The organism is Aromatoleum toluvorans, from assembly GCF_012910905.1.
GTDB lineage: Bacteria > Pseudomonadota > Gammaproteobacteria > Burkholderiales > Rhodocyclaceae > Aromatoleum > Aromatoleum toluvorans.
Genome location: NZ_WTVN01000028.1, coordinates 47583 through 65584 on the forward strand (window position 1 = coordinate 47583; position 18002 = coordinate 65584).

An 18002-nucleotide genomic window follows, 5' to 3' on the forward strand; every position below is an offset into this window, starting at 1 on the left:
TTGCGAAGCGAAATCAGCTGGCGATCGGGGCGAACCGCCCGTCGCGATAGTCGGCCAGGGCCTCGTGGATCTCGACTTGGGTGTTCATCACGAAGGGGCCGTACTGCGCGATCGGTTCGCCGAGCGGCCGGCCCGCGATCAGCAGCACGCGCGCCGGGGCCTCGCCCGCTTCGATCACGACGCCATCCGCGGCCGCGTCGTTCGCGAGGATCGCCATGCGCTGCACCGCCACCGGCGTGCCCGCGACCGTGACCGCCCCGCGATACACGTAGAGGAAGGCGTTGTGCCCCGCCGGCAGGGTCTGCGCGAAGCGGGCCCCCGCGGGCAGATGGATGTCGAGGTACAGCGGCGCCGTCGCGTCGCGCGTCACCGCGCCCGCCACACCGTGGCTCTCGCCGGCGATCAATGTCACCGCGGCGCCCGCGTCGGTCGTGAAGGACGGCAGCTCGGCAGCGGCGAAGTCCCGATACCACGGCGCGCACATCTTGTCGCGCCCCGGCAGGTTGAGCCACAGCTGGAAGCCTTCCATCACGCCCTCTTCCTGCTCGGGCAGCTCCGAGTGGATCACGCCGCGGCCGGCCGTCATCCACTGCACGCCGCCGTTCTCGAGCAGGCCTTCGTGGCCGGCGCTGTCGCGGTGACGCATGCGCCCGGCGATCATGTAGGTGATGGTCTCGAAGCCGCGGTGCGGGTGATCCGGGAAGCCGGCGAGGTAGTCGTCGGGGTCATTGCTGCCGAAGGCGTCGAGCATCAGGAAGGGATCGAGCCGACGTTGCAGCGGCTGGGTCAGCACGCGGGTGAGCTTCACCCCCGCCCCGTCGGACGTGGCCTGTCCGGCCACGAGCCGCTCGACGCTGCGCGAGTGGGCGACGGCCTCACTGCTGCGTTGTTGATGCTTGTCGGACATGGTCCTGTCCTCCGTGTTGGGGGCGGGGGTGCTCTCTGTATGTTCTTGCCCGGCGGCCGGATCCATCGTCCGGCCGTCCGGGTGTGCGAGGTCGCGGGACGCTTACGCGAACGCCGCCTCGATGTCGCGTTGGGCTTCGGCAAAGCCCTGTTGTTCCGCTTCCGGGCCCATCGCCAGGCCTTCGGCGAAGACGAAGCTGATGTCGGTCATGCCGAGGAAGCCGAGCACGGTCTTCAGGTACGGCACCTGCGAGTCGCCTTCCGTGCCGCGATACTTGCCGCCGCGCGCAAACGCGACGTACACCTTCTTGCCCTTCAGCAGGCCTTCCGGACCGTTCGCGGTGTAGCGGAAGGTCACATTGGCGCGGGCGATCGCGTCGATCCAGTTCTTGAGCTGAGCCGGCACGCCGAAGTTGTACATCGGCACGCCCAGCACCACGGCGTCGGCAGCCTGGATCTCGGCGATCAGTGCGTCGTCGAGCGCGACACGGGCGGCCTGCTCGGACGTGCGCTGGTCGGCGGGCGTGAAGAGTGCGCCCAGCGCCGCTTCGTCGAGGACGGGATGCGGGGTGCTGGAGAGATCGCGGACGACCAGGCTGGCACCGGGGTTCCCGGCGCGCAGGCGCTCGACGATGCTGTTGGCGACGCGGGAGGAAGCGGAAGCGGCGGCACGGGCGCTGGAATTGACTTGCAGGATCTTCATTTGGTTCTCCATCGATGTGGTTTGTCGATGGGGTCACTTTAGGGGAAGCATTGTTGCGGAAAAATCCGGAAAGCTGCACAACACTATTGCTCGATCCGCACCAAATCACCTTTTCCCTTTCCCCGTGCGGCCGCCGGCACTTTAGCCGGGCCGAGCGGCACGCGGCACTGAACTTTTCCGCGCTGCAGCGGACGAATGCGCCGGACTGACCTACAATCGCGCCAACTTCACCCTTGTCATGCCCATGATGAATTCATTTGCACCGTCCTCCCGCACACTTTTCCTCGGCCTCTTCGCCGCCTGCGTCGGCCTGCTCGGATTCGGCCTGTACCTGCAGCATGCGGTCGGCCTCGAGCCCTGCCCGATGTGCATCATGCAGCGCTATGCCTTCATCGCCGTCGCGCTCTTCGCCCTCGTCGGCGGCCTGCACAACCCGGGGAGCACCGGCACGCGCGCGTACTCCGCGCTGATCCTCGTCGCCGCACTGGCGGGCGCGGGCGTCGCCGCGCGCCAGACCTGGATCCAGATCTACCCGCCGGAAGTGGCCGAATGCGGCCCGGACCTCGAGTTCATGCTCGGCAGCTTCCCGCTGGCCGATGCGCTGCCGATGATCTTCCAGGGAACGGGCGACTGCTCGAAGGTCGACTGGAGCTTCCTGGGCCTGTCGATCGCGAACTGGTCGCTGGTGATGCTGACGCTGATCGCGATCGGCGCGATCGTGCTGATCGTGCGCGGGAAGCTCCGCGGCTGAATGCCCGGCGGCTTGCGCGTCAGCCGACGACGCGCACCGTCGTGCCGCCGATCTCGTACAGGCCCTGCCCCAGCGCGTGGCAGCGCTTGACTGCCAGTTTGGCCACGAGCGGCGGGCGCGCGACCGACCCGCTGCCGGGCACGGCGACCATCACTTCCAGCACCTCGGCCTCGCCCGGCACGTAGGGCGCGCGCAGCGTCATCCCGCCGACACCGATCTCGACGCATTCCCCGCGAACCGTCTCGCCCGTCTTCAGGCGGATCACCGCCGGGCAGCCGAGCGGAATGCGGCGGTCGAGCCGGCGGTCGATGTGGGATGCGCGATCGTTCATGGGCCGGACGGGCGGCGGGGTCGATGACGAGGCGATTGTAGCGCCCCGCCGTCATCGACGCCGAGCCTTTTGCCGGCCGGCGGCGGCGAAGCGGCTCAGCGGCAGCCTGCGCTGTCCTGCACGCCGGCCTTGCGCAGGAAGATCTCCAGCGGACAGAAGCGCGTGAAGCCGCTCTGGAACAGGTTCGCGCCGACGAAGGCGGTGAACCACAGGAAGTTCTTGCTCACGAACAGCGGCGAGCCTTCGACGCCGAGCGCGAGCGAGATCAGCACGAAGGCGCCCGCGAAGATGCGGACGAACTGGTTGACGGTCAGCGTCATGGTGTTTCTCCTTGCAGTTGCGCGACACGGCCCCGCATCGCGGCGAAGTACAGCACCGGGATGACCACCAGCGTCAGCACGGTGGACACGAAGATGCCGAAGATCAGGCTGATCGCCAGCCCGTTGAAGATGGGGTCGTCGAGGATGAAGAGCGCGCCGATCATCGCCGCGAGCGCGGTGAGGCCGATCGGCTTGGCGCGCACCGCGGCGGCGCGGATCACCGCCTCGCCGAGATCGACACCCGTGCGCACCTGGTGATTGACGAAGTCGACGAGCAGGATCGAGTTCCTGACGATGATGCCCGCGAGCGCGATCATGCCGATCATCGAGGTCGCGGTGAAATGCGCGCCGAGCAGCGCGTGGCCGGGCATCACGCCGATGATCGTGAGCGGGATCGGCGCCATGATGATGAGCGGCACGAGGTAGCTGCGGAACTGCGCGACGACCAGCAGGTAGATCAGGATCAGGCCGACCGCGTAGGCGGCGCCCATGTCGCGGAAAGTCTCGTAGGTGACCTGCCACTCGCCGTCCCACTTCACGCTGTAGCCGGCGTAGGCGTCGGCCGGCTGGCGGATGAACCATTCGCCCAACGTCCCCGCGAGCCCCGCGGCACCGGCGAGCGGCATGCCGTTGATTTGCGCACGGATGTCGAACATGCCGTAGAGCGGCGAATCCAGCCGCCCGCCCATGTCGCCGGTCACATACACGACCGGCAGCAGGTCCTTGCGGTAGATCACCTGTTCGCGCGTGATGTCCTGCACCGTGACGAGCTCGGACACCGACACCAGCATGCCGTCGCGCGCCCGCACCTTCAACGCGAGCAGCGCATCGACGCTCGACTGCCGTTCCGACGGCAGCTGGATGCGCACCGGGATCTCGTACTTGTTGTCGCCGCCGTGGATCGGCGTGACGTTCTCGCCCGCGAGCCCCAGGCGCACCACCTCGACGATGTCCGCCTGCGCGACGCCCATGCGCGCGGCCTTGGCCTGGTCGACGCGCAGCACCTGCTTCGGCGCCGCCTCGTCGACGGTGTCGTCGACGTCCACGATGTCGGCCGCACCCTCGAACGCCGCCCGCACCCTGCCCGCGGCGGCCGTCTGCCCGGCGTAGTCCGGCCCGTACACCTCGGCGACGATCGGCGACAGCACCGGCGGCCCCGGCGGCACCTCGACGGTCTTCGCGTTGCCGCCCGCCGCGCGCGCGATGCGCGCGACTTCCGCTCGCACCGCGGTGGCGATCTCGTGGCTCTTGCGACTGCGGTGCTTCTTGTCGACGAGGTTCACCTGGATGTCGCCGACCTCCGGGGCGCTGCGCAGGTAATACTGGCGCACCAGGCCGTTGAAGTTGATCGGGCTCGCGGTGCCGGCATAGGCCTGCCAGTCGCTGACCTCCTCGACCGTACCGAGGTACTCGCCGACTTCGCGCAGCACCCGCGCCGTCTCCTCGACCGGCGTGCCGACCGGCATGTCGAGCACAACCTGGAACTCGCTCTTGTTGTCGAACGGCAGCATCTTCAGCACGACGAGCTGGAACACCGGCAACGCGACCGACGCGCCGATCAGCGCGACGACCGCGAGCCACAGCTTCAGGCGCGCCCGCCCGCCGCGCACCGGGTCCAGCATCGGCGTCATCGTCGCGCGGAAGACGCGGTCGAGGTGCGCCGTGAGCTTGTCCTCGCCCTCGTGGTGATGCGCGTCGACCGACTTCAGCAGGCGCTGCGCGAGCCAGGGCGTGACGACGAAGGCCACCGCGAGCGAAATGAACATGCCCATCGACGCATTGATCGGGATCGGGCTCATGTAGGGGCCCATCAGGCCGGTCACGAAGGCCATCGGCAGCAGCGCCGCGATCACCGTGAAGGTCGCGAGGATCGTCGGTCCGCCGACCTCATCGACCGCGCGCGGAATCAGCTGCCACAGCGGCGTGTCGGGTTCCAGCGTGTGCCAGCGGTGGATGTTCTCGACGACCACGATGGCGTCGTCGACGAGGATGCCGATCGAGAAGATCAGCGCGAACAGGCTCACGCGGTTCAACGTGAAGCCCCACGCCCAGGACGCGAACAGCGTCGCCGCGAGCGTGAGGCCCACCGCAACGCCGACGATCAGCGCCTCGCGTCGGCCGAGCGCGAAGAACACCAACAGCACGACCGCGGCGGTCGCGAACACGAGCTTGCCGATCAGCGTGTTGGCCTTGTCGTTGGCGGTCTGACCGTAGTTACGTGTGACGGTGAACTGCACGCCCTCGGGGATCAGCTCGCCGCGCAGCGCCTCGGCACGTGCGAGCACCGCGTCGGCGACGTCGGCGGCGTTGGCGCCGGGCTTCTTCGACACGGCCAGCGTGACCGCGGGGAACACGCCGTTCTCCGCGATGCCGGCCTGCGCGGCGGCCGCGCCGGTGCCGAACCACACGTACTGCGAGGCCTGATCGGGGCCGTCCTCGATGCGCGCGACGTCGCGCATATACACCGGCTTGCCGCCGGTCGCGCCGACCACGAGGCTACGCACGTCCTCGGCCGATTCGAGATAGGTGCCGGTCTGCACCAGCACTTCCCGGTTGCCGGCGACGAGGCTGCCGGCGGGCTGCGACGCGTTCGCGAGCTGCAGCGCAGCGCGCACGTCCTGCGCCGTCACCCCGTGCGCGTTCATGCGCTGCGTGTCCATCAGCACGCGCACGACGTGCCCCGGCCCGCCGATGGTCGTCACGTCGCGCGTACCTTCGATGCGCTTGATCTCGAGCTCCACCGCGCGCGACACCTGCTGCATCGCGAAACCGCTGCGCTCCGGGTCCGCGGTCCAGAAAGTCAGACTGACGATCGGCACGTCGTCGATGCCCTTGGGCTTGACGATGGGTTCGCCGACGCCAAGCTGCGGACTCAGCCAGTCCTTGTTCGAATGCACCGTGTCGTACAGGCGCACCAGCGCCGTCTGGTTCGGCACGCCGACCTCGAACTGCACCGTGATCACCGCCATGCCCGGCCGCGACACCGAATACACGTGCTCGACCCCGGCGATGCGCGACAGCACCTGCTCGCCGGGGCGCGCCACCAGCGCCTCGACGTCACGCGCGGAAGCGCCGGGGAAGGGCACCAGCACGTTCGCCATCGTCACGTCGATCTGCGGCTCTTCCTCCTTGGGCGTCACGAGCGTCGCGAACACGCCCATCAGCAGCAGGATCAGCGCGAGGAGCGGCGTCAGCGCGTTGCGCTGGAAGGCGCCGGCGATGCGGCCCGAGATGCCGAGCGGTGCACTCATGACCGCCTCCTCAGCGCGCGGCGCCGTTGCGGGCGGCATGTGCGACGATGCCCGCCTGCACCGGATCGAGCGCGACCTCCTCGCCGCCGGCGAGCCCCGCCAGCACCTCGATGCTGCCATCCGCGAGCGCTTCGCCGGCACGGATCTGGCGCAGCGCGAAGCCGCCCTTGCCGTCGGCGACATAGACGCCGGTCAGCTCGCCACGCCGCAGGATCGCGCCGGCCGGGACGGCGATGCGCGAGCCTTCGCCGGTCACAAAATGCACACGCGCGAAAGTCCCCGGCACCAGCCCTTCGGCGTTCGCCGGGAGGTCCACGCGCACGCGCACCGTGTGCGTGCGCGGATCGGCGGCGGGCAGCACGGTGACGCTCGCGGCATCCAGCCAGCGCTCCGAGTCGGGCAGCTCGACGCGCGCCCGGATCCGAGCCGACCCGACGCCGGCGAAGCGCTGCTGCGGCACATCGACGACCGCGCGCATCGCGGCCGGGTCATACACGGTCACGAGCTGCCGCCCCGGCTGGGCCATCTCTCCCGGTTCGACGTGGCGCGCCGCGACCAGCCCCGACAGCGGCGCGACGATCGTCGTGTAGCCCTGCACCGTCGCCGCCTGGCCGCGCCCCGCACGCGCCGCGCGCAGCTGGGCCTCGGCCGCGTCGTAGGACGCCTTCGCCTGATCGAGCGCGGACTGGCTGACGAACTTGCGCTCGACGAGGCTCTTCGTGCGCTCGTAGGCCGCCTTCGCGTTGATCTGGTTGGCCTGCGCCTGCGCGATGCCGGCCTCGGCCCCCGCCACGGCCTGGCTCGCCTCGGCCGCATCGATGCGCAGCAGCACCTGCCCCTTCGCGACATGGTCGCCGGCATCGACCCTGAACTCGACGATGCGCCCCGGCACCTGCGCCGCCAGCGTCGCCTGGCGCACCGCCTCGAGTGTGGCCTCGGCGGGATGCGTCAGCCCGACGGCACGCGCCTCGACGCGCTGCGTCGGCACCTCTGCCTGTGCGAAGTTTGCCACGGCCAGCGCGAACGCCGGCAAAACAATCCGGATGATGGAATATGTCGTCATGAATATAAGTTTATTCTTATATTCATGCAAGTCAAGCGCCCACGCCGGGAATGCTCAGTCCGAAGACACCCCGCCGAACCCCAGCGCGTAGTCCGCCATCGCGGCGACCACCCCGTCAGCCTCGCCCACCGCGGGCGCGAGCGTGATCTCGCTGCCGGCATGACGCGCCCGTGCGGCATCGACGAGCTTGGGCAGGTCGCTCTTCAGGTGCCCGCCCTGCGCAATGAACATCGGCACGACGGCAATGTGCCGGATGCCGTCGCGCACCAGCGTGTCGATGACCTCTTCCAGCGTCGGCGCCATGAATTCGAGGAAGGCCAGCTCGACGCGCAGCCCGGGCGCCTGCGCACGCAGATGGTCGCGCGTGCGCTGCATCGGCCGCGCCCATTCGGGATCGCGGGCCCCATGCCCGAACAGCACCACCGCATGCGCTTCGCTCATGACTCGCCCTCGACAGTCTCCGGACTGGCGTCGACCGGCGGCGCCAGCAGACGTTCGATCGCACGCGCCGCCGCGAACATCCCGACCGAGGCCGTCACCGCGACACTCGACCCGTAGCCTGCGCATGCGAGCCCCTGCGGCCCGTGCGGCAGGTCGCACGCGAGGTCGTCGAGGCGCAGCGGCTCGCACGAATACACCGCCTCGATGCCGAACGGACGCTTGGGATTGCGCGGAAAGCCGTGCTCGCTGCGCAGGCGCTTCCGCACCTTGGCGAGCAGCGGATCCTGTTCGGTGCGAGACAGGTCGTCGACGCGGATGCGCGCCGGATCCGTCTTGCCTCCGGCACCGCCGGCGACGATCAGCGGGATGCGCCGCCGCCGGCACACCAGCACGATCGCGACCTTCGCACGCACGTTGTCGATCGCATCGACGACGACATCGAAGCCGTGCAACAGGTCCATCGCGTTGTCCGGCGTGACGAAGTCCTCGACCACCTCCACGCGCGCATGCGGATTGATCGCGTGGATGCGCGCGGCCATCGCCAGCACCTTCGCCTGGCCCAGCGTCAGATCCAGCGCGTGGATCTGGCGGTTGATGTTCGACTCGGCCACGTGGTCGAGATCGATCAGCGTGATGCGCCCGACCGCGCTGCGCGCGAGCGCCTCCGCCACCCACGAGCCGACGCCGCCCACGCCGATCACGCACGCATGCGCAGCCTCCAGGCGCGCGGGCGCATCGGCCCCATACAGGCGCGCGATGCCGCCGAAGCGGCGCTCGCGATCGACGTCGACAGGGGATTCGGGACTCAGGGCGGACATGACGGTTACGCTTGCATGAAGAAGGCCGGATGTTACCGCAGCGCGGGCGTGATGAACTCGCTCGCGCAGGTCCGCTCCAATGGGCCATTGGAGGAACCACGATGCGCCATCTGGCATGCCGCACGATCCTGGCCGCCGGCCTGCTCGCCGCCGCTTTCGCACACGCCGACTACACGCCCCCCGCCGCCGTCGCGCAGAGCGCGGTGGGCGCCTACGAGGCCGGGCGGCTCGACGAGGCGGCGCAACTTTTCGAGCGCGCCGCCCGCGCCGGCAACCGCCTCGCGCAGTTCAACCTTGCCATGATGCTGTTCCGCAAGGAAGCCGTCGAACGCGAACCGGACGCCGCGTGGCGCTGGCTGCGTCGCGCGGCCGGCGCCGGCCTCGCCCAGGCGCAATTCAACCTCGCGCTGCTCTACGACCACGGCAGCGGGGTCGCGAAATCACTGACGACGGCCGCAGAGTGGTACCGCCGTGCCGCCGAACAGGGCCACACCGAAGCGCAGGTCAATCTCGCGACCATGTACTTCGTCGGACAAGGCGTCCCGAAAGACTCCTCCGCGGCCGCCCGCTGGTACCTCGCCGCCGCGCGCGCGGGGCACGCCGGCGCGCAGTACATCGTCGCTTCGATGTACGAAACGGGCGAAGGGCTCGCCCCTGATGCCGCGCTGGCCGAACGCTGGTACGCGCAGGCCGCCCTGCAGGGCGACCCTGCCGCCCGTGCAAAATACGAGGAACTGCGCGCCCGCCACGATGGCATCGGCCAGCAAGACCACTGACGCGGTCGGGCGCGGCTCAGGCGGGACTGAGCTCCCGCAGCGCGCACTCGTCGAGCCAGAATCCCAGCCCCTGCGCATTGAGTTCGAGATCGGTCCGCAGGATGCGGAAGACCTCCTCCTCCGGCAAGGTCCAGCCTTGCCGCTCCGCCTCTTCGCGCACGATCTGCTCCAGCCCCGCGAGGATCTCGACGTGCCGCGCCACGCCCTCGCCGCGCGCCGCGCGCGCCACCGCGACCTGCGTGTCGATCAGCCGGTGCAGGTCCGCGGCCAGCCGCTCCACCCCCGTCACGCGGCTGTAATGGGTGAGGTACATCGCTTCCGGCCGATGGCTCATCAGGCGGTCGATGGACGCATGCAGCGCATCGGGGTCGAACTGCGTCGGCGTCGTCGTCGGGAACACCGACGGACGGCCCTCGACGTCGAACTCGCGGTACGACAGCCCGAAGGTGTCGCCGGTGAAGAACGCGTGCGCGGTTTCGTCCCAGATGCAGACGTGGTGCTTCGCATGCCCTGGCGTCTGCAGGATGCGCAGCGTGCGTCCGCCGAGATCGAGCTCCAGCCCCTCCTCGGCGGCGACGATGCGCTCGGCCTCGATCGGCGCGAGCCGCCCGTACAGCGCAAAGGCGCGCTCGGCGCCATACACCGCGGAGGTCCCCTCCCACAGCTTGGCCGGATCGACCATGTGGCGCACGCCGCGCGGATGGACCACGAGCTTCGCGTTCGGAAGCGCGCACATCAGGCTGCCGGCACCACCGGCGTGATCCAGGTGGATATGCGTCAGGATCACCCACTGCACCATCGCGGGCTCGATACCGGCCGCGGCCAGCGCCGCGAGCACACGCGGCACCGACGCGTTGGTGCCGGTATCGACGATGGCCGCGCAGCCCTGGTCGATGATCAGATGAATGGCCGCCACCCCCGGACCGCAGTAACCGGAGTCCACCGCCAGAATGCCGTCGGGGTGGGCCGTCAGGGTTTGCACGATTGTCTTCCTCCAACTCGATAACCTGATTTTGTGTAATTGTATCCCGCCTGCCGTCGCGACCCGGCAAGCCTCAAGGAACCCGTCTCATGCCCCCCTCTGACCCGATGCCTGCCACTCCGTTCGATTTCGACAACCTTCCCGACCGCCGCTTGGTCCCCGGCGAAAAATGGGACCGCTATGCCGGCCGCGACGTCCTGCCGCTGTGGGTCGCCGACATGGACTTCCCCGCCCCGCCTGCCGTCCTCGACGCGATCCGCGCACGCCTCGACCACCGCGTGTTCGGCTACACGGACGCCTGGCCCGGCCTCGTCGAAGCGGTGACCGAGGGCATCGCCCGCGATCACGCATGGCGCATCGAACCCGACTGGCTCGTGTGGCTGCCGGGCGTCGTCACCGGCTTCAATCTCGCCTGCCGCGCGACGGGCGAAGCCGGCGACGAAGTCTTCACCGCCACCCCCGTCTACCCGCCCTTCCTCAGCGCCCCCGGCAACAGCGACCGGCGCCTCGTCACGCGTCCGCTCGAGCGTGTCGACGGCCGCTGGGGCTGGGACCGCGCCGAAGTCGAGAGCGCCATCACCGCACGCACCCGCCTGCTGATGCTGTGCAACCCGCACAACCCCGTCGGCCGCGTGTTCGACCGCGACGAACTCCAATGGCTCGCCGGCCTCGCTGAACGGCACAACCTGACGATCTGCTCCGACGAGATCCACTGCGGCCTCGTGCTCGATCCCGCGACCCCGCACATCCCGATCGCCGCGCTCGGCGACGACGTCGCGCGCCGCACCATCACCCTGATGGCGCCGTCCAAGACCTGGAACATCCCCGCGCTCTACTGCGCCTTCGCGATCATCCCCGACCCCGCGCTGCGCCGCCGCTTCCGTCACCAGATGCGCGGCATCGTCCCCCACACCAACCTGCTCGGCATGGTCGCGGCCGAGGCCGCCTACCGCGACGGCGGCCCGTGGCGCACGGCCCTCCTCGACTACCTGCGCGGCAACCTCGACCTGGTAATGGACGCCGTCGCGACCATGCCCGGCCTCGCAACGACGCGCCCGGAAGCGACCTACCTCGCGTGGATCGACTGCCGCGACGCCGGCCTCGAAAACCCCATGCGTTTCTTCGAAGACGCCGGCGTCGGCCTGTCCGACGGCACCCCCTTCGGCATGCCCGGCTTCGTGCGCCTCAACTTCGGCTGCCCGCGCGCACTGCTCACCGAAGCGCTGGCGCGCATGCGCCGGGCACTCGCAGAACGACCCTCACCCGCCTGAACGCCCGCGCAGAACCAGACAAAAAGGCCCGCGTCCTCCCGGAACGCGGGCCTTCGATCGACAAACAGGGAAATGACTTCTCAGAACGGGATATCGTCGTCGAAATCCCCGAATCCGCCGCTCCCCGACTGGCTCGGCGCCTTCTGGGCCGGCGCCTGCGGCGGAGCCGAGCGGGCGGGCGCGGCAGGCGCCTCGTAACCGCCCATCGGTGCATCGCCACCACCGCCCTGACGCGATCCCAGCATCTTCATCTCGTCACCGCGGATTTCGGTCGTGTAGCGGTCCTGGCCGTCCTTGTCCTGCCACTTGCGCGTCTGCAGGCGCCCCTCGACATAGATCTGGCTGCCCTTGCGCAGGTACTGCGCGGCAATCTCGGCCAGCCGCCCGAAGAACACCACGCGGTGCCACTCCGTCGCCTCTTTCTTCTCGCCGCTTTGCTTGTCCTTCCACGTCTCGGTCGTCGCGACGGTGATGTTGCAGATCGCGTCGCCGCTCGGCGCGTAGCGGGTTTCCGGATCGCGCCCCAGGTTGCCGATCAGGATGACTTTGTTCAGGGAAGCCATGAGGTTCTCCTCGGATGTTTCAGGTTAGTGTGCCGCCGACGCCGGCGTCGCGCGGCGGGCGGGCGGATTCATTGAGACTGCCAGCAGCAGCCAGATCACGGCGAGCACGCCGCACACCAGGTTCACGGCGCCGCTGCCGTAGTGTTCGGCCAGCCAGCCCCCCAGCATGCCGCCGAGGAACAGCCCGATCGACTGCAGCGTGTTGTACAGACCGAGGGCCGTGCCCTTCGCATGCGCGGGCGCCACCTTCGAGATCCACGACGGCAGGATCGCCTCGAGCACGTTGAACGCAACGAAGAAGAGCGTCAACCACAGGCCCAGCGTCACGACGTTCCGGCCGAAGGCGAACAGGCCGACCTGCACGATCACGAGCAACACGATCGCCCCCCCGAACACCTGCTTCATGCGGTTGCGCCGCTCCGCCGCGATCACCGCCGGCACCATCGCCGCGAACGACAACACGACGGCCGGCAGGTAGACCTTCCAGTGTTCCGGCAGCGGCAGGTTTGCCCCGCTCACCAGCGCAGCCGGCACCATCACCCACATCGCCGTCTGGATCAGGTGCAGCACGAACACGCCGACATTCAGCCGCATCAGCTGGCCGTCGCGGAACACCTCGCCGAACAGCCCGGTCGGCGCGCGCGGCACCGGCGGCGCAGCCGGCACCACATACACGACCACGGCGATCGCCGCCGCCGCAAGCGCAGCCGTCAGCCAGAAGATCCCGCTCATGCCAATCGCATTATACAGGATCGGCGCCGCCACCATCGACAACGCGAACACCAAGCCGATGCTCGACCCGATCATCGCCATCACCTTGGTGCGGTGCTGGTCGCGCGTCAGGTCCGCGGCGAGCGCCGTCACCGCCGCCGAGATCGCCCCCGCCCCCTGCAGCACGCGCCCCGCGATCACGGTTTCGATATTGCCGGCCAGCGCCGCGACCGCGCTGCCGATCACGAACAGCACGAGACCGAAGACGATCACCGGCTTGCGCCCGAAGCGATCCGACGCCACGCCATAGGGCATCTGCAGGAAAGCCTGCGTCAGCCCGTAGGCACCGATCGCCAGCCCCACCAGGGTCAGGTTGTCGCCGCCCGGAAGATGATGCGCGTGCACCGAAAACACCGGCAGGATCAGGAACAACCCGAGCATGCGCAGTGCGAAGATCGCGGCCAGGCTCGCGCCAGCCCGGCGTTCTGCGGGAGTCATCGGATCGTGCTCGGGTCGGGCCATTGCGGTCGGGGCTGAGACAAAACGGCGATTCTAGCACCGGCCGCCCGCCGGTTTGGCTTGCTTCGTCGTTCTCTCGTATAGTGGCACGTTACCCTTTCGTCAGCCCGGCCCATGGACGAAATCCGCATTCGCGGCGCCCGCACTCACAACCTCAAGAACATCAGCCTCGAGCTGCCGCGCAACCGGCTCACGGTGATCACCGGCCTGTCCGGCTCGGGCAAGTCCTCGCTCGCCTTCGACACCCTCTACGCCGAAGGCCAGCGCCGCTACGTCGAGTCGCTGTCGGCCTACGCGCGCCAGTTCCTGCAGCTGATGGAAAAGCCCGACGTCGACCTCATCGAAGGCCTGTCGCCGGCGATCTCGATCGAGCAGAAGGCCACCAGCCACAACCCGCGCTCCACGGTCGGCACGATCACCGAGATCCACGACTACCTGCGCCTGCTCTACGCCCGCGCCGGCGCGCCGCACTGCCCCGATCATCCCGAACACGCACTCGAAGCGCAGACCGTCTCGCAGATGGTCGACCACGTCCTTGCGCTGCCCGAAGACACGCGCCTGATGATCCTCGCGCCTGTCGTCGCGCACCGCAAGGGCGAGCAGAGCGACCTGTTCGCCGACCTGCGCGCGCAAGGCTTCGTGCGCGTACGCGTGGACGGCCAGATCGCCGAGCTGGACGCGATGCCGGCGCTCGAAAAAGGCCGCCGGCACACCGTCGAAGTCGTCATCGACCGCCTCAAGGTCCGTGTCGACCAGCGCGGACGCATCGCCGAATCCTTCGAGACCGCCCTCACGCACGCCGACGGCCGCGCCGTCGCCCTCGAGATGGACAGCGGCACCGAGCACCTCTTCTCCGCGCGCTTCGCCTGCCCGGTGTGCAGCTACGCGCTCGCCGAGCTCGAGCCGCGCCTCTTTTCGTTCAACAACCCGGCCGGCGCCTGCCCCAAGTGCGACGGCCTCGGCCAGGTCGAATTCTTCGACCCCGCGCGCGTCGTCGCCCACCCCGAGCTCTCGCTCGCGGCCGGCGCGATCCGCGGCTGGGACCGGCGCAACCAGTTCTACTTCCAGATGCTCGCAAGCCTGGCCGACCACTATGGCTTCGACACCGACACCCCGTTCGGCGACCTGCCCGACGAAGTCCGGCAAGTCGTCCTGCACGGCTCCGGCCGCCACAAGATCGCCTTCCGCTACCTCTCCGACAACGGGCGCATGGTCGCCAAGGAACACCCGTTCGAAGGCATCGTCCCCAATCTCGAACGCCGCTACCGCGAGACCGACTCCGCCGCCGTGCGCGAGGAGCTCGCGAAGCTCCGCGCCACGCAGGCCTGCCCGAGCTGTCACGGCACGCGCCTGCGCACCGAAGCGCGCCACGTGCTCATCGGCGACCGCTCGCTGCATGAGGTCAGCCGCATGCCGCTGGGCGAATGCAAGGCCTTTTTCGACGGCCTCGCGCTCACCGGCCACCGCGGCCTCGTCGCCGCCAAGATCGTCAAGGAAATCTCCGACCGCCTCAGCTTCCTGATCAACGTCGGCCTCGACTACCTCTCCCTCGACCGCTCCGCCGACACCCTGTCGGGCGGCGAAGCCCAGCGCATCCGCCTCGCCAGCCAGATCGGCTCGGGCCTCACCGGCGTCATGTACGTCCTCGACGAACCGTCGATCGGCCTGCACCAGCGCGACAATGACCGCCTCCTCGGCACCCTGCGCCAGCTGCGCGACCTCGGCAACACGGTGATCGTCGTCGAGCACGACGAGGATGCCATCCGCTGCGCCGACTACGTCGTCGACATGGGGCCCGGCGCCGGCGTACACGGCGGCGAAATCGTCGCACGCGGCACCCCGGCCGAGATCGTCGCGAGCGACGACTCGCTCACCGGCGCCTACCTCGCCGGACGCTACACCATCCCCGTCCCGCCGCGCCGCGCCGCGCCCGACCCCGAACGCCAGCTGCGTCTCGAAGGCTGCAGCGGCAACAACCTCAAGAACGTCGAACTTGCCATCCCCGTCGGCCTCCTCACCTGCATCACGGGGGTGTCCGGCTCGGGCAAATCGACCCTCATCAACGACACCCTGTATGCGCTCGCCGCCCGGCACCTGTACGGCTCAACGGCGGAGCCCGCCCCGTTTTCGGCGGTGCACGGCCTCGACCAGTTCGACAAGGTCATCAATGTCGACCAGAGTCCCATCGGCCGCACGCCGCGCTCCAACCCGGCAACCTACACCGGCCTGCTGACGCCGGTGCGCGAACTCTTCGCAGGCGTCCCCGACGCGCGCGCGCGCGGCTACGGCCCCGGCCGCTTCTCCTTCAACGTCAAGGGCGGCCGCTGCGAGGCCTGCCAGGGCGACGGCATGATCAAGGTGGAAATGCACTTCCTGCCCGACATGTACGTCCCCTGCGACGTCTGCCACGGCAGGCGCTACAACCGCGAAACGCTGGAAATCCGCTACAAGGGCAGGACCATCGACGAAGTCCTCGACATGACCGTCGAAAACGCCCTCGAATTCTTCCGCGCCGTCCCCGCCGTCGCGCGCAAGCTCGAAACACTGACCGATGTCGGCCTCGGCTACATCCGCCTCGGCCAGAGCGCCACCACGCTCTCGGGCGGCGAAGCCCAGCGCGTCAAGCTCGCACTCGAACTCTCCAAGCGCGACACCGGCCGCACCCTGTACATCCTCGACGAACCCACCACCGGTCTGCACTTTCGCGACATCGAGCTCCTGCTCGGCGTACTCCACCGCCTGCGCGACCATGGCAACACCATCGTCGTCATCGAGCATAACCTCGACGTCATCAAGACCGCGGACTGGCTGGTCGACCTCGGCCCCGAGGGCGGCGACCGCGGCGGCCGCATCCTGTGCAGCGGCCCGCCCGAACACATCGCCGACCACCCCGACAGCCACACCGGCCGCTACCTGAAGCGCATGCTCTGCCCCGACGTCCGGACGTGAGGCGGGAAAATTCCCGCAAGCCCGCTTACAATTTGAAGCAGATCATCTTTGAGTATTCCGGAAAATACGGCAGCCCCTGCACAGCAACGCCCACACCATTCAGGAGACCCCCATGCCCGAAGTTCCAGGCGACGTTCAGAGCGTCTTTCTCGATCGCATCGAACGGCGCGTCAAGATCCTCAAGACCCTGCTCGATGCGGGACTGGGCGTTTACCAGGCGGCAGAAGAGGAAAAGCGCAAGCGTGCCATCGAAACCGTCGCGCGCATGACCGCCCGAACGAGCGAACTACCCCGGCTGACACCCGAGACCCTGGCGAAGGCGTGCGACATCATCGCAAGCCACCTGGAACCGATGCAGAAAGTCCTTCCGCACGACGTCCAGTACCGCAACCGCATGCGCAAGGCGTGGTGATTCGCGGGCGCGCCCCGCACGCGGAGCGCACCTGAAGTCCTCAACCCGGATATCCGTCCGGGTTCCCGGACTGCCACCGCCACGCATCGCGGCACATCGCATCCAGATCGAAGCGCGGCTGCCACCCGAGCACTTCGCGCGCCAGGCTCGCATCGGCCCAGCAGGCCGCGACGTCGCCCGGCCGGCGCGCCACGATCCGGTACGGCACCTGCCGCCCCGACGCCTTCTCGAACGCCCGCGCGAGCTCCAGCACGCTGTACCCGCGCCCGGTTCCGAGATTCAGGCAACTCACGCCAGCCAGTCCGTCCAGGCGCTCGACCGCCGCTACGTGGCCCGCGGCCAGATCGGCCACATGGATGTAGTCGCGAACGCCCGTCCCGTCCGGTGTCGCATAATCCCCCCCGAACACCTGCAACTCCTGCAGCTTGCCGACCGCCACCTGACTCACGTAAGGCATCAGGTTGTTCGGGATCCCGTTCGGATCCTCGCCGATCAATCCGCTGACGTGAGCGCCGACCGGATTGAAATACCGCAACAAGGCAACGTGCCAGCGCGCATCGGCCGCAACCAGATCGCGCAGCACCTCCTCGCACATCAGCTTCGTGCGCCCGTACGGATTCGTCGCTCCAACCGGGAAATCCTCGCGGATCGGCACGCTCGCAGGATCGCCATACACCGTCGCCGACGAACTGAACACCAGGCGGCGCAACTCAGCCGCCTCCATCGCCTCGACGAGCGCGAACAGCCCACCCAGGTTGTTCTCGTAATACGCCAACGGTTTCGCAACGGATTCACCCACGGCCTTCAGGGCCGCGAAGTGAATCACCGCGTCAATCCGATGCTCGGCAAACACGCGCCGCAAAAGAGACGCATCGCGAACGTCGGCGCGATAAAATCCGCGCAGCTTCCGCTGCGTGATTGCCTCGACCCGCGCCAACGCAGCCGGCTTGCTGTTGCACAGATTGTCGACCACGACAACATCGTGCCCCGCTTCCAGCAAGGCTACGCATGTATGCGAACCGATATAGCCCGCCCCGCCCGTCACCAGCACTGTACTCAAAGCACAATCTCCCAAAGCGCCTCCCCGCAACGCCGCATGCGCGACGAGATCGAGTAGGGGACGGGGTCACCCCCGTCGCCCTCTCACACCACCGTACATGCGGTTCCGCATACGGCGGTTCATGAAAGACACTGGAGTCGTCGCGTCGTATCGAGCAGCGACACCAGACCCATAC

Annotated in this window: 17 protein-coding genes; 5 read left to right on the top strand and 12 right to left on the bottom strand. The window is 68.7% G+C overall.

Going from position 1 to position 18002, the window contains the following annotated elements:
* Window positions 1–13: 13 nt before the first annotated feature.
* Together GPA22_RS16635 and GPA22_RS16640 are read right to left on the bottom strand one after the other, a co-directional pair.
* Complete coding sequence (locus GPA22_RS16635) at window positions 14–907, bottom strand: pirin family protein (RefSeq protein WP_169257177.1); 894 nt, start codon at window positions 905–907, stop codon at window positions 14–16.
* Between the two features lie 102 nt (window positions 908–1009).
* The gene (locus GPA22_RS16640) at window positions 1010–1609 is read right to left on the bottom strand and encodes an FMN-dependent NADH-azoreductase (protein ID WP_169257178.1); all 600 of its coding nucleotides are present in this window, start codon (window positions 1607–1609) and stop codon (window positions 1010–1012) included.
* Window positions 1610–1856: 247 nt separating this feature from the next.
* Here GPA22_RS16640 and GPA22_RS16645 point away from each other — a divergent pair, with 247 nt between their 5' ends.
* Window positions 1857–2360, top strand: a complete 504-nt coding sequence (locus GPA22_RS16645) for a disulfide bond formation protein B (RefSeq protein ID WP_425483966.1) — start codon at window positions 1857–1859, stop codon at window positions 2358–2360.
* A 19-nt stretch (window positions 2361–2379) separates the two neighbouring features.
* Here GPA22_RS16645 and GPA22_RS16650 read toward each other — a convergent pair whose 3' ends face one another.
* The 6 genes from GPA22_RS16650 to GPA22_RS16675 all read right to left on the bottom strand — a co-directional run bounded on the left by GPA22_RS16650 (window position 2380) and on the right by GPA22_RS16675 (window position 8584).
* Window positions 2380–2691: a PilZ domain-containing protein gene (locus GPA22_RS16650; protein ID WP_169257180.1), complete on the bottom strand. Its 312-nt coding sequence runs from the start codon at window positions 2689–2691 to the stop codon at window positions 2380–2382.
* 95 nt (window positions 2692–2786) lie between these two features.
* On the bottom strand, window positions 2787–3011 hold the full coding sequence (locus GPA22_RS16655; RefSeq protein WP_121430128.1) for a YgaP family membrane protein: 225 nt from the start codon (window positions 3009–3011) through the stop codon (window positions 2787–2789).
* Complete coding sequence (locus tag GPA22_RS16660; RefSeq protein WP_169257181.1) at window positions 3008–6262, bottom strand: efflux RND transporter permease subunit; 3255 nt, start codon at window positions 6260–6262, stop codon at window positions 3008–3010. The genes GPA22_RS16655 and GPA22_RS16660 overlap by 4 nt, the downstream gene beginning before the upstream one ends.
* A 10-nt stretch (window positions 6263–6272) precedes the next feature.
* A complete protein-coding gene (locus GPA22_RS16665) occupies window positions 6273–7325 on the bottom strand; it encodes an efflux RND transporter periplasmic adaptor subunit (RefSeq protein ID WP_169257182.1) in 1053 nt (350 codons plus the stop codon).
* A gap of 54 nt (window positions 7326–7379) precedes the next feature.
* Window positions 7380–7766, bottom strand: a complete 387-nt coding sequence (locus GPA22_RS16670; protein ID WP_169257183.1) for a sirohydrochlorin chelatase — start codon at window positions 7764–7766, stop codon at window positions 7380–7382.
* On the bottom strand, window positions 7763–8584 hold the full coding sequence (locus GPA22_RS16675; protein WP_169257184.1) for a tRNA threonylcarbamoyladenosine dehydratase: 822 nt from the start codon (window positions 8582–8584) through the stop codon (window positions 7763–7765). Before GPA22_RS16675 ends, GPA22_RS16670 begins: the two co-directional genes overlap by 4 nt.
* Window positions 8585–8685: 101 nt before the next feature.
* Here GPA22_RS16675 and GPA22_RS16680 point away from each other — a divergent pair, with 101 nt between their 5' ends.
* The gene (locus GPA22_RS16680; protein ID WP_169257185.1) at window positions 8686–9360 is read left to right on the top strand and encodes a tetratricopeptide repeat protein; all 675 of its coding nucleotides are present in this window, start codon (window positions 8686–8688) and stop codon (window positions 9358–9360) included.
* A 16-nt stretch (window positions 9361–9376) separates the two neighbouring features.
* Here the strand turns inward: GPA22_RS16680 and GPA22_RS16685 are convergent, their stop codons facing one another.
* Entirely contained in the window at window positions 9377–10342 is a 966-nt protein-coding gene (locus GPA22_RS16685; RefSeq protein ID WP_169257186.1) for an MBL fold metallo-hydrolase, read from the bottom strand.
* A 107-nt stretch (window positions 10343–10449) separates the two neighbouring features.
* Between GPA22_RS16685 and GPA22_RS16690 the strand changes: the two genes are divergently transcribed.
* The gene (locus GPA22_RS16690) at window positions 10450–11613 is read left to right on the top strand and encodes a MalY/PatB family protein (protein WP_169257193.1); all 1164 of its coding nucleotides are present in this window, start codon (window positions 10450–10452) and stop codon (window positions 11611–11613) included.
* An 80-nt stretch (window positions 11614–11693) separates the two neighbouring features.
* On the opposite strand, the gene ssb is transcribed toward GPA22_RS16690, so the two are convergent.
* A complete protein-coding gene (gene ssb, locus GPA22_RS16695; protein ID WP_169257187.1) occupies window positions 11694–12176 on the bottom strand; it encodes a single-stranded DNA-binding protein in 483 nt (160 codons plus the stop codon).
* Between the two features lie 24 nt (window positions 12177–12200).
* Entirely contained in the window at window positions 12201–13385 is a 1185-nt protein-coding gene (locus GPA22_RS16700; protein ID WP_169257188.1) for an MFS transporter, read from the bottom strand.
* Window positions 13386–13520: 135 nt separating this feature from the next.
* On the opposite strand from GPA22_RS16700, the gene uvrA reads away from it, so the two are divergent.
* Window positions 13521–16355 (top strand): excinuclease ABC subunit UvrA, encoded by a 2835-nt coding sequence (gene uvrA / locus GPA22_RS16705; RefSeq protein WP_169257189.1) that lies wholly within the window; start codon window positions 13521–13523, stop codon window positions 16353–16355.
* A 112-nt stretch (window positions 16356–16467) separates the two neighbouring features.
* Complete coding sequence (locus GPA22_RS16710) at window positions 16468–16767, top strand: hypothetical protein (RefSeq protein ID WP_169257190.1); 300 nt, start codon at window positions 16468–16470, stop codon at window positions 16765–16767.
* A 40-nt stretch (window positions 16768–16807) separates the two neighbouring features.
* Here GPA22_RS16710 and galE read toward each other — a convergent pair whose 3' ends face one another.
* Window positions 16808–17827, bottom strand: a complete 1020-nt coding sequence (gene galE, locus GPA22_RS16715) for a UDP-glucose 4-epimerase GalE (protein ID WP_169257191.1) — start codon at window positions 17825–17827, stop codon at window positions 16808–16810.
* Window positions 17828–18002 lie beyond the last annotated feature (175 nt).

Bases quoted from the DNA above. Each gene is read 5' to 3' on its own strand.
- GPA22_RS16635 (WP_169257177.1), bottom strand. From the start codon at position 907: ATGTCCGACAAGCATCAACAACGCAGCAGTGAGGCCGTCGCCCACTCG.
- GPA22_RS16640 (WP_169257178.1), bottom strand. From the start codon at position 1,609: ATGAAGATCCTGCAAGTCAATTCCAGCGCCCGTGCCGCCGCTTCCGCT.
- GPA22_RS16645 (WP_425483966.1), top strand. From the start codon at position 1,857: ATGAATTCATTTGCACCGTCCTCCCGCACACTTTTCCTCGGCCTCTTC.
- GPA22_RS16650 (WP_169257180.1), bottom strand. From the start codon at position 2,691: ATGAACGATCGCGCATCCCACATCGACCGCCGGCTCGACCGCCGCATT.
- GPA22_RS16655 (WP_121430128.1), bottom strand. From the start codon at position 3,011: ATGACGCTGACCGTCAACCAGTTCGTCCGCATCTTCGCGGGCGCCTTC.
- GPA22_RS16660 (WP_169257181.1), bottom strand. From the start codon at position 6,262: ATGAGTGCACCGCTCGGCATCTCGGGCCGCATCGCCGGCGCCTTCCAG.
- GPA22_RS16665 (WP_169257182.1), bottom strand. From the start codon at position 7,325: ATGACGACATATTCCATCATCCGGATTGTTTTGCCGGCGTTCGCGCTG.
- GPA22_RS16670 (WP_169257183.1), bottom strand. From the start codon at position 7,766: ATGAGCGAAGCGCATGCGGTGGTGCTGTTCGGGCATGGGGCCCGCGAT.
- GPA22_RS16675 (WP_169257184.1), bottom strand. From the start codon at position 8,584: ATGTCCGCCCTGAGTCCCGAATCCCCTGTCGACGTCGATCGCGAGCGC.
- GPA22_RS16680 (WP_169257185.1), top strand. From the start codon at position 8,686: ATGCGCCATCTGGCATGCCGCACGATCCTGGCCGCCGGCCTGCTCGCC.
- GPA22_RS16690 (WP_169257193.1), top strand. From the start codon at position 10,450: ATGCCTGCCACTCCGTTCGATTTCGACAACCTTCCCGACCGCCGCTTG.
- ssb (WP_169257187.1), bottom strand. From the start codon at position 12,176: ATGGCTTCCCTGAACAAAGTCATCCTGATCGGCAACCTGGGGCGCGAT.
- GPA22_RS16700 (WP_169257188.1), bottom strand. From the start codon at position 13,385: ATGACTCCCGCAGAACGCCGGGCTGGCGCGAGCCTGGCCGCGATCTTC.
- uvrA (WP_169257189.1), top strand. From the start codon at position 13,521: ATGGACGAAATCCGCATTCGCGGCGCCCGCACTCACAACCTCAAGAAC.
- GPA22_RS16710 (WP_169257190.1), top strand. From the start codon at position 16,468: ATGCCCGAAGTTCCAGGCGACGTTCAGAGCGTCTTTCTCGATCGCATC.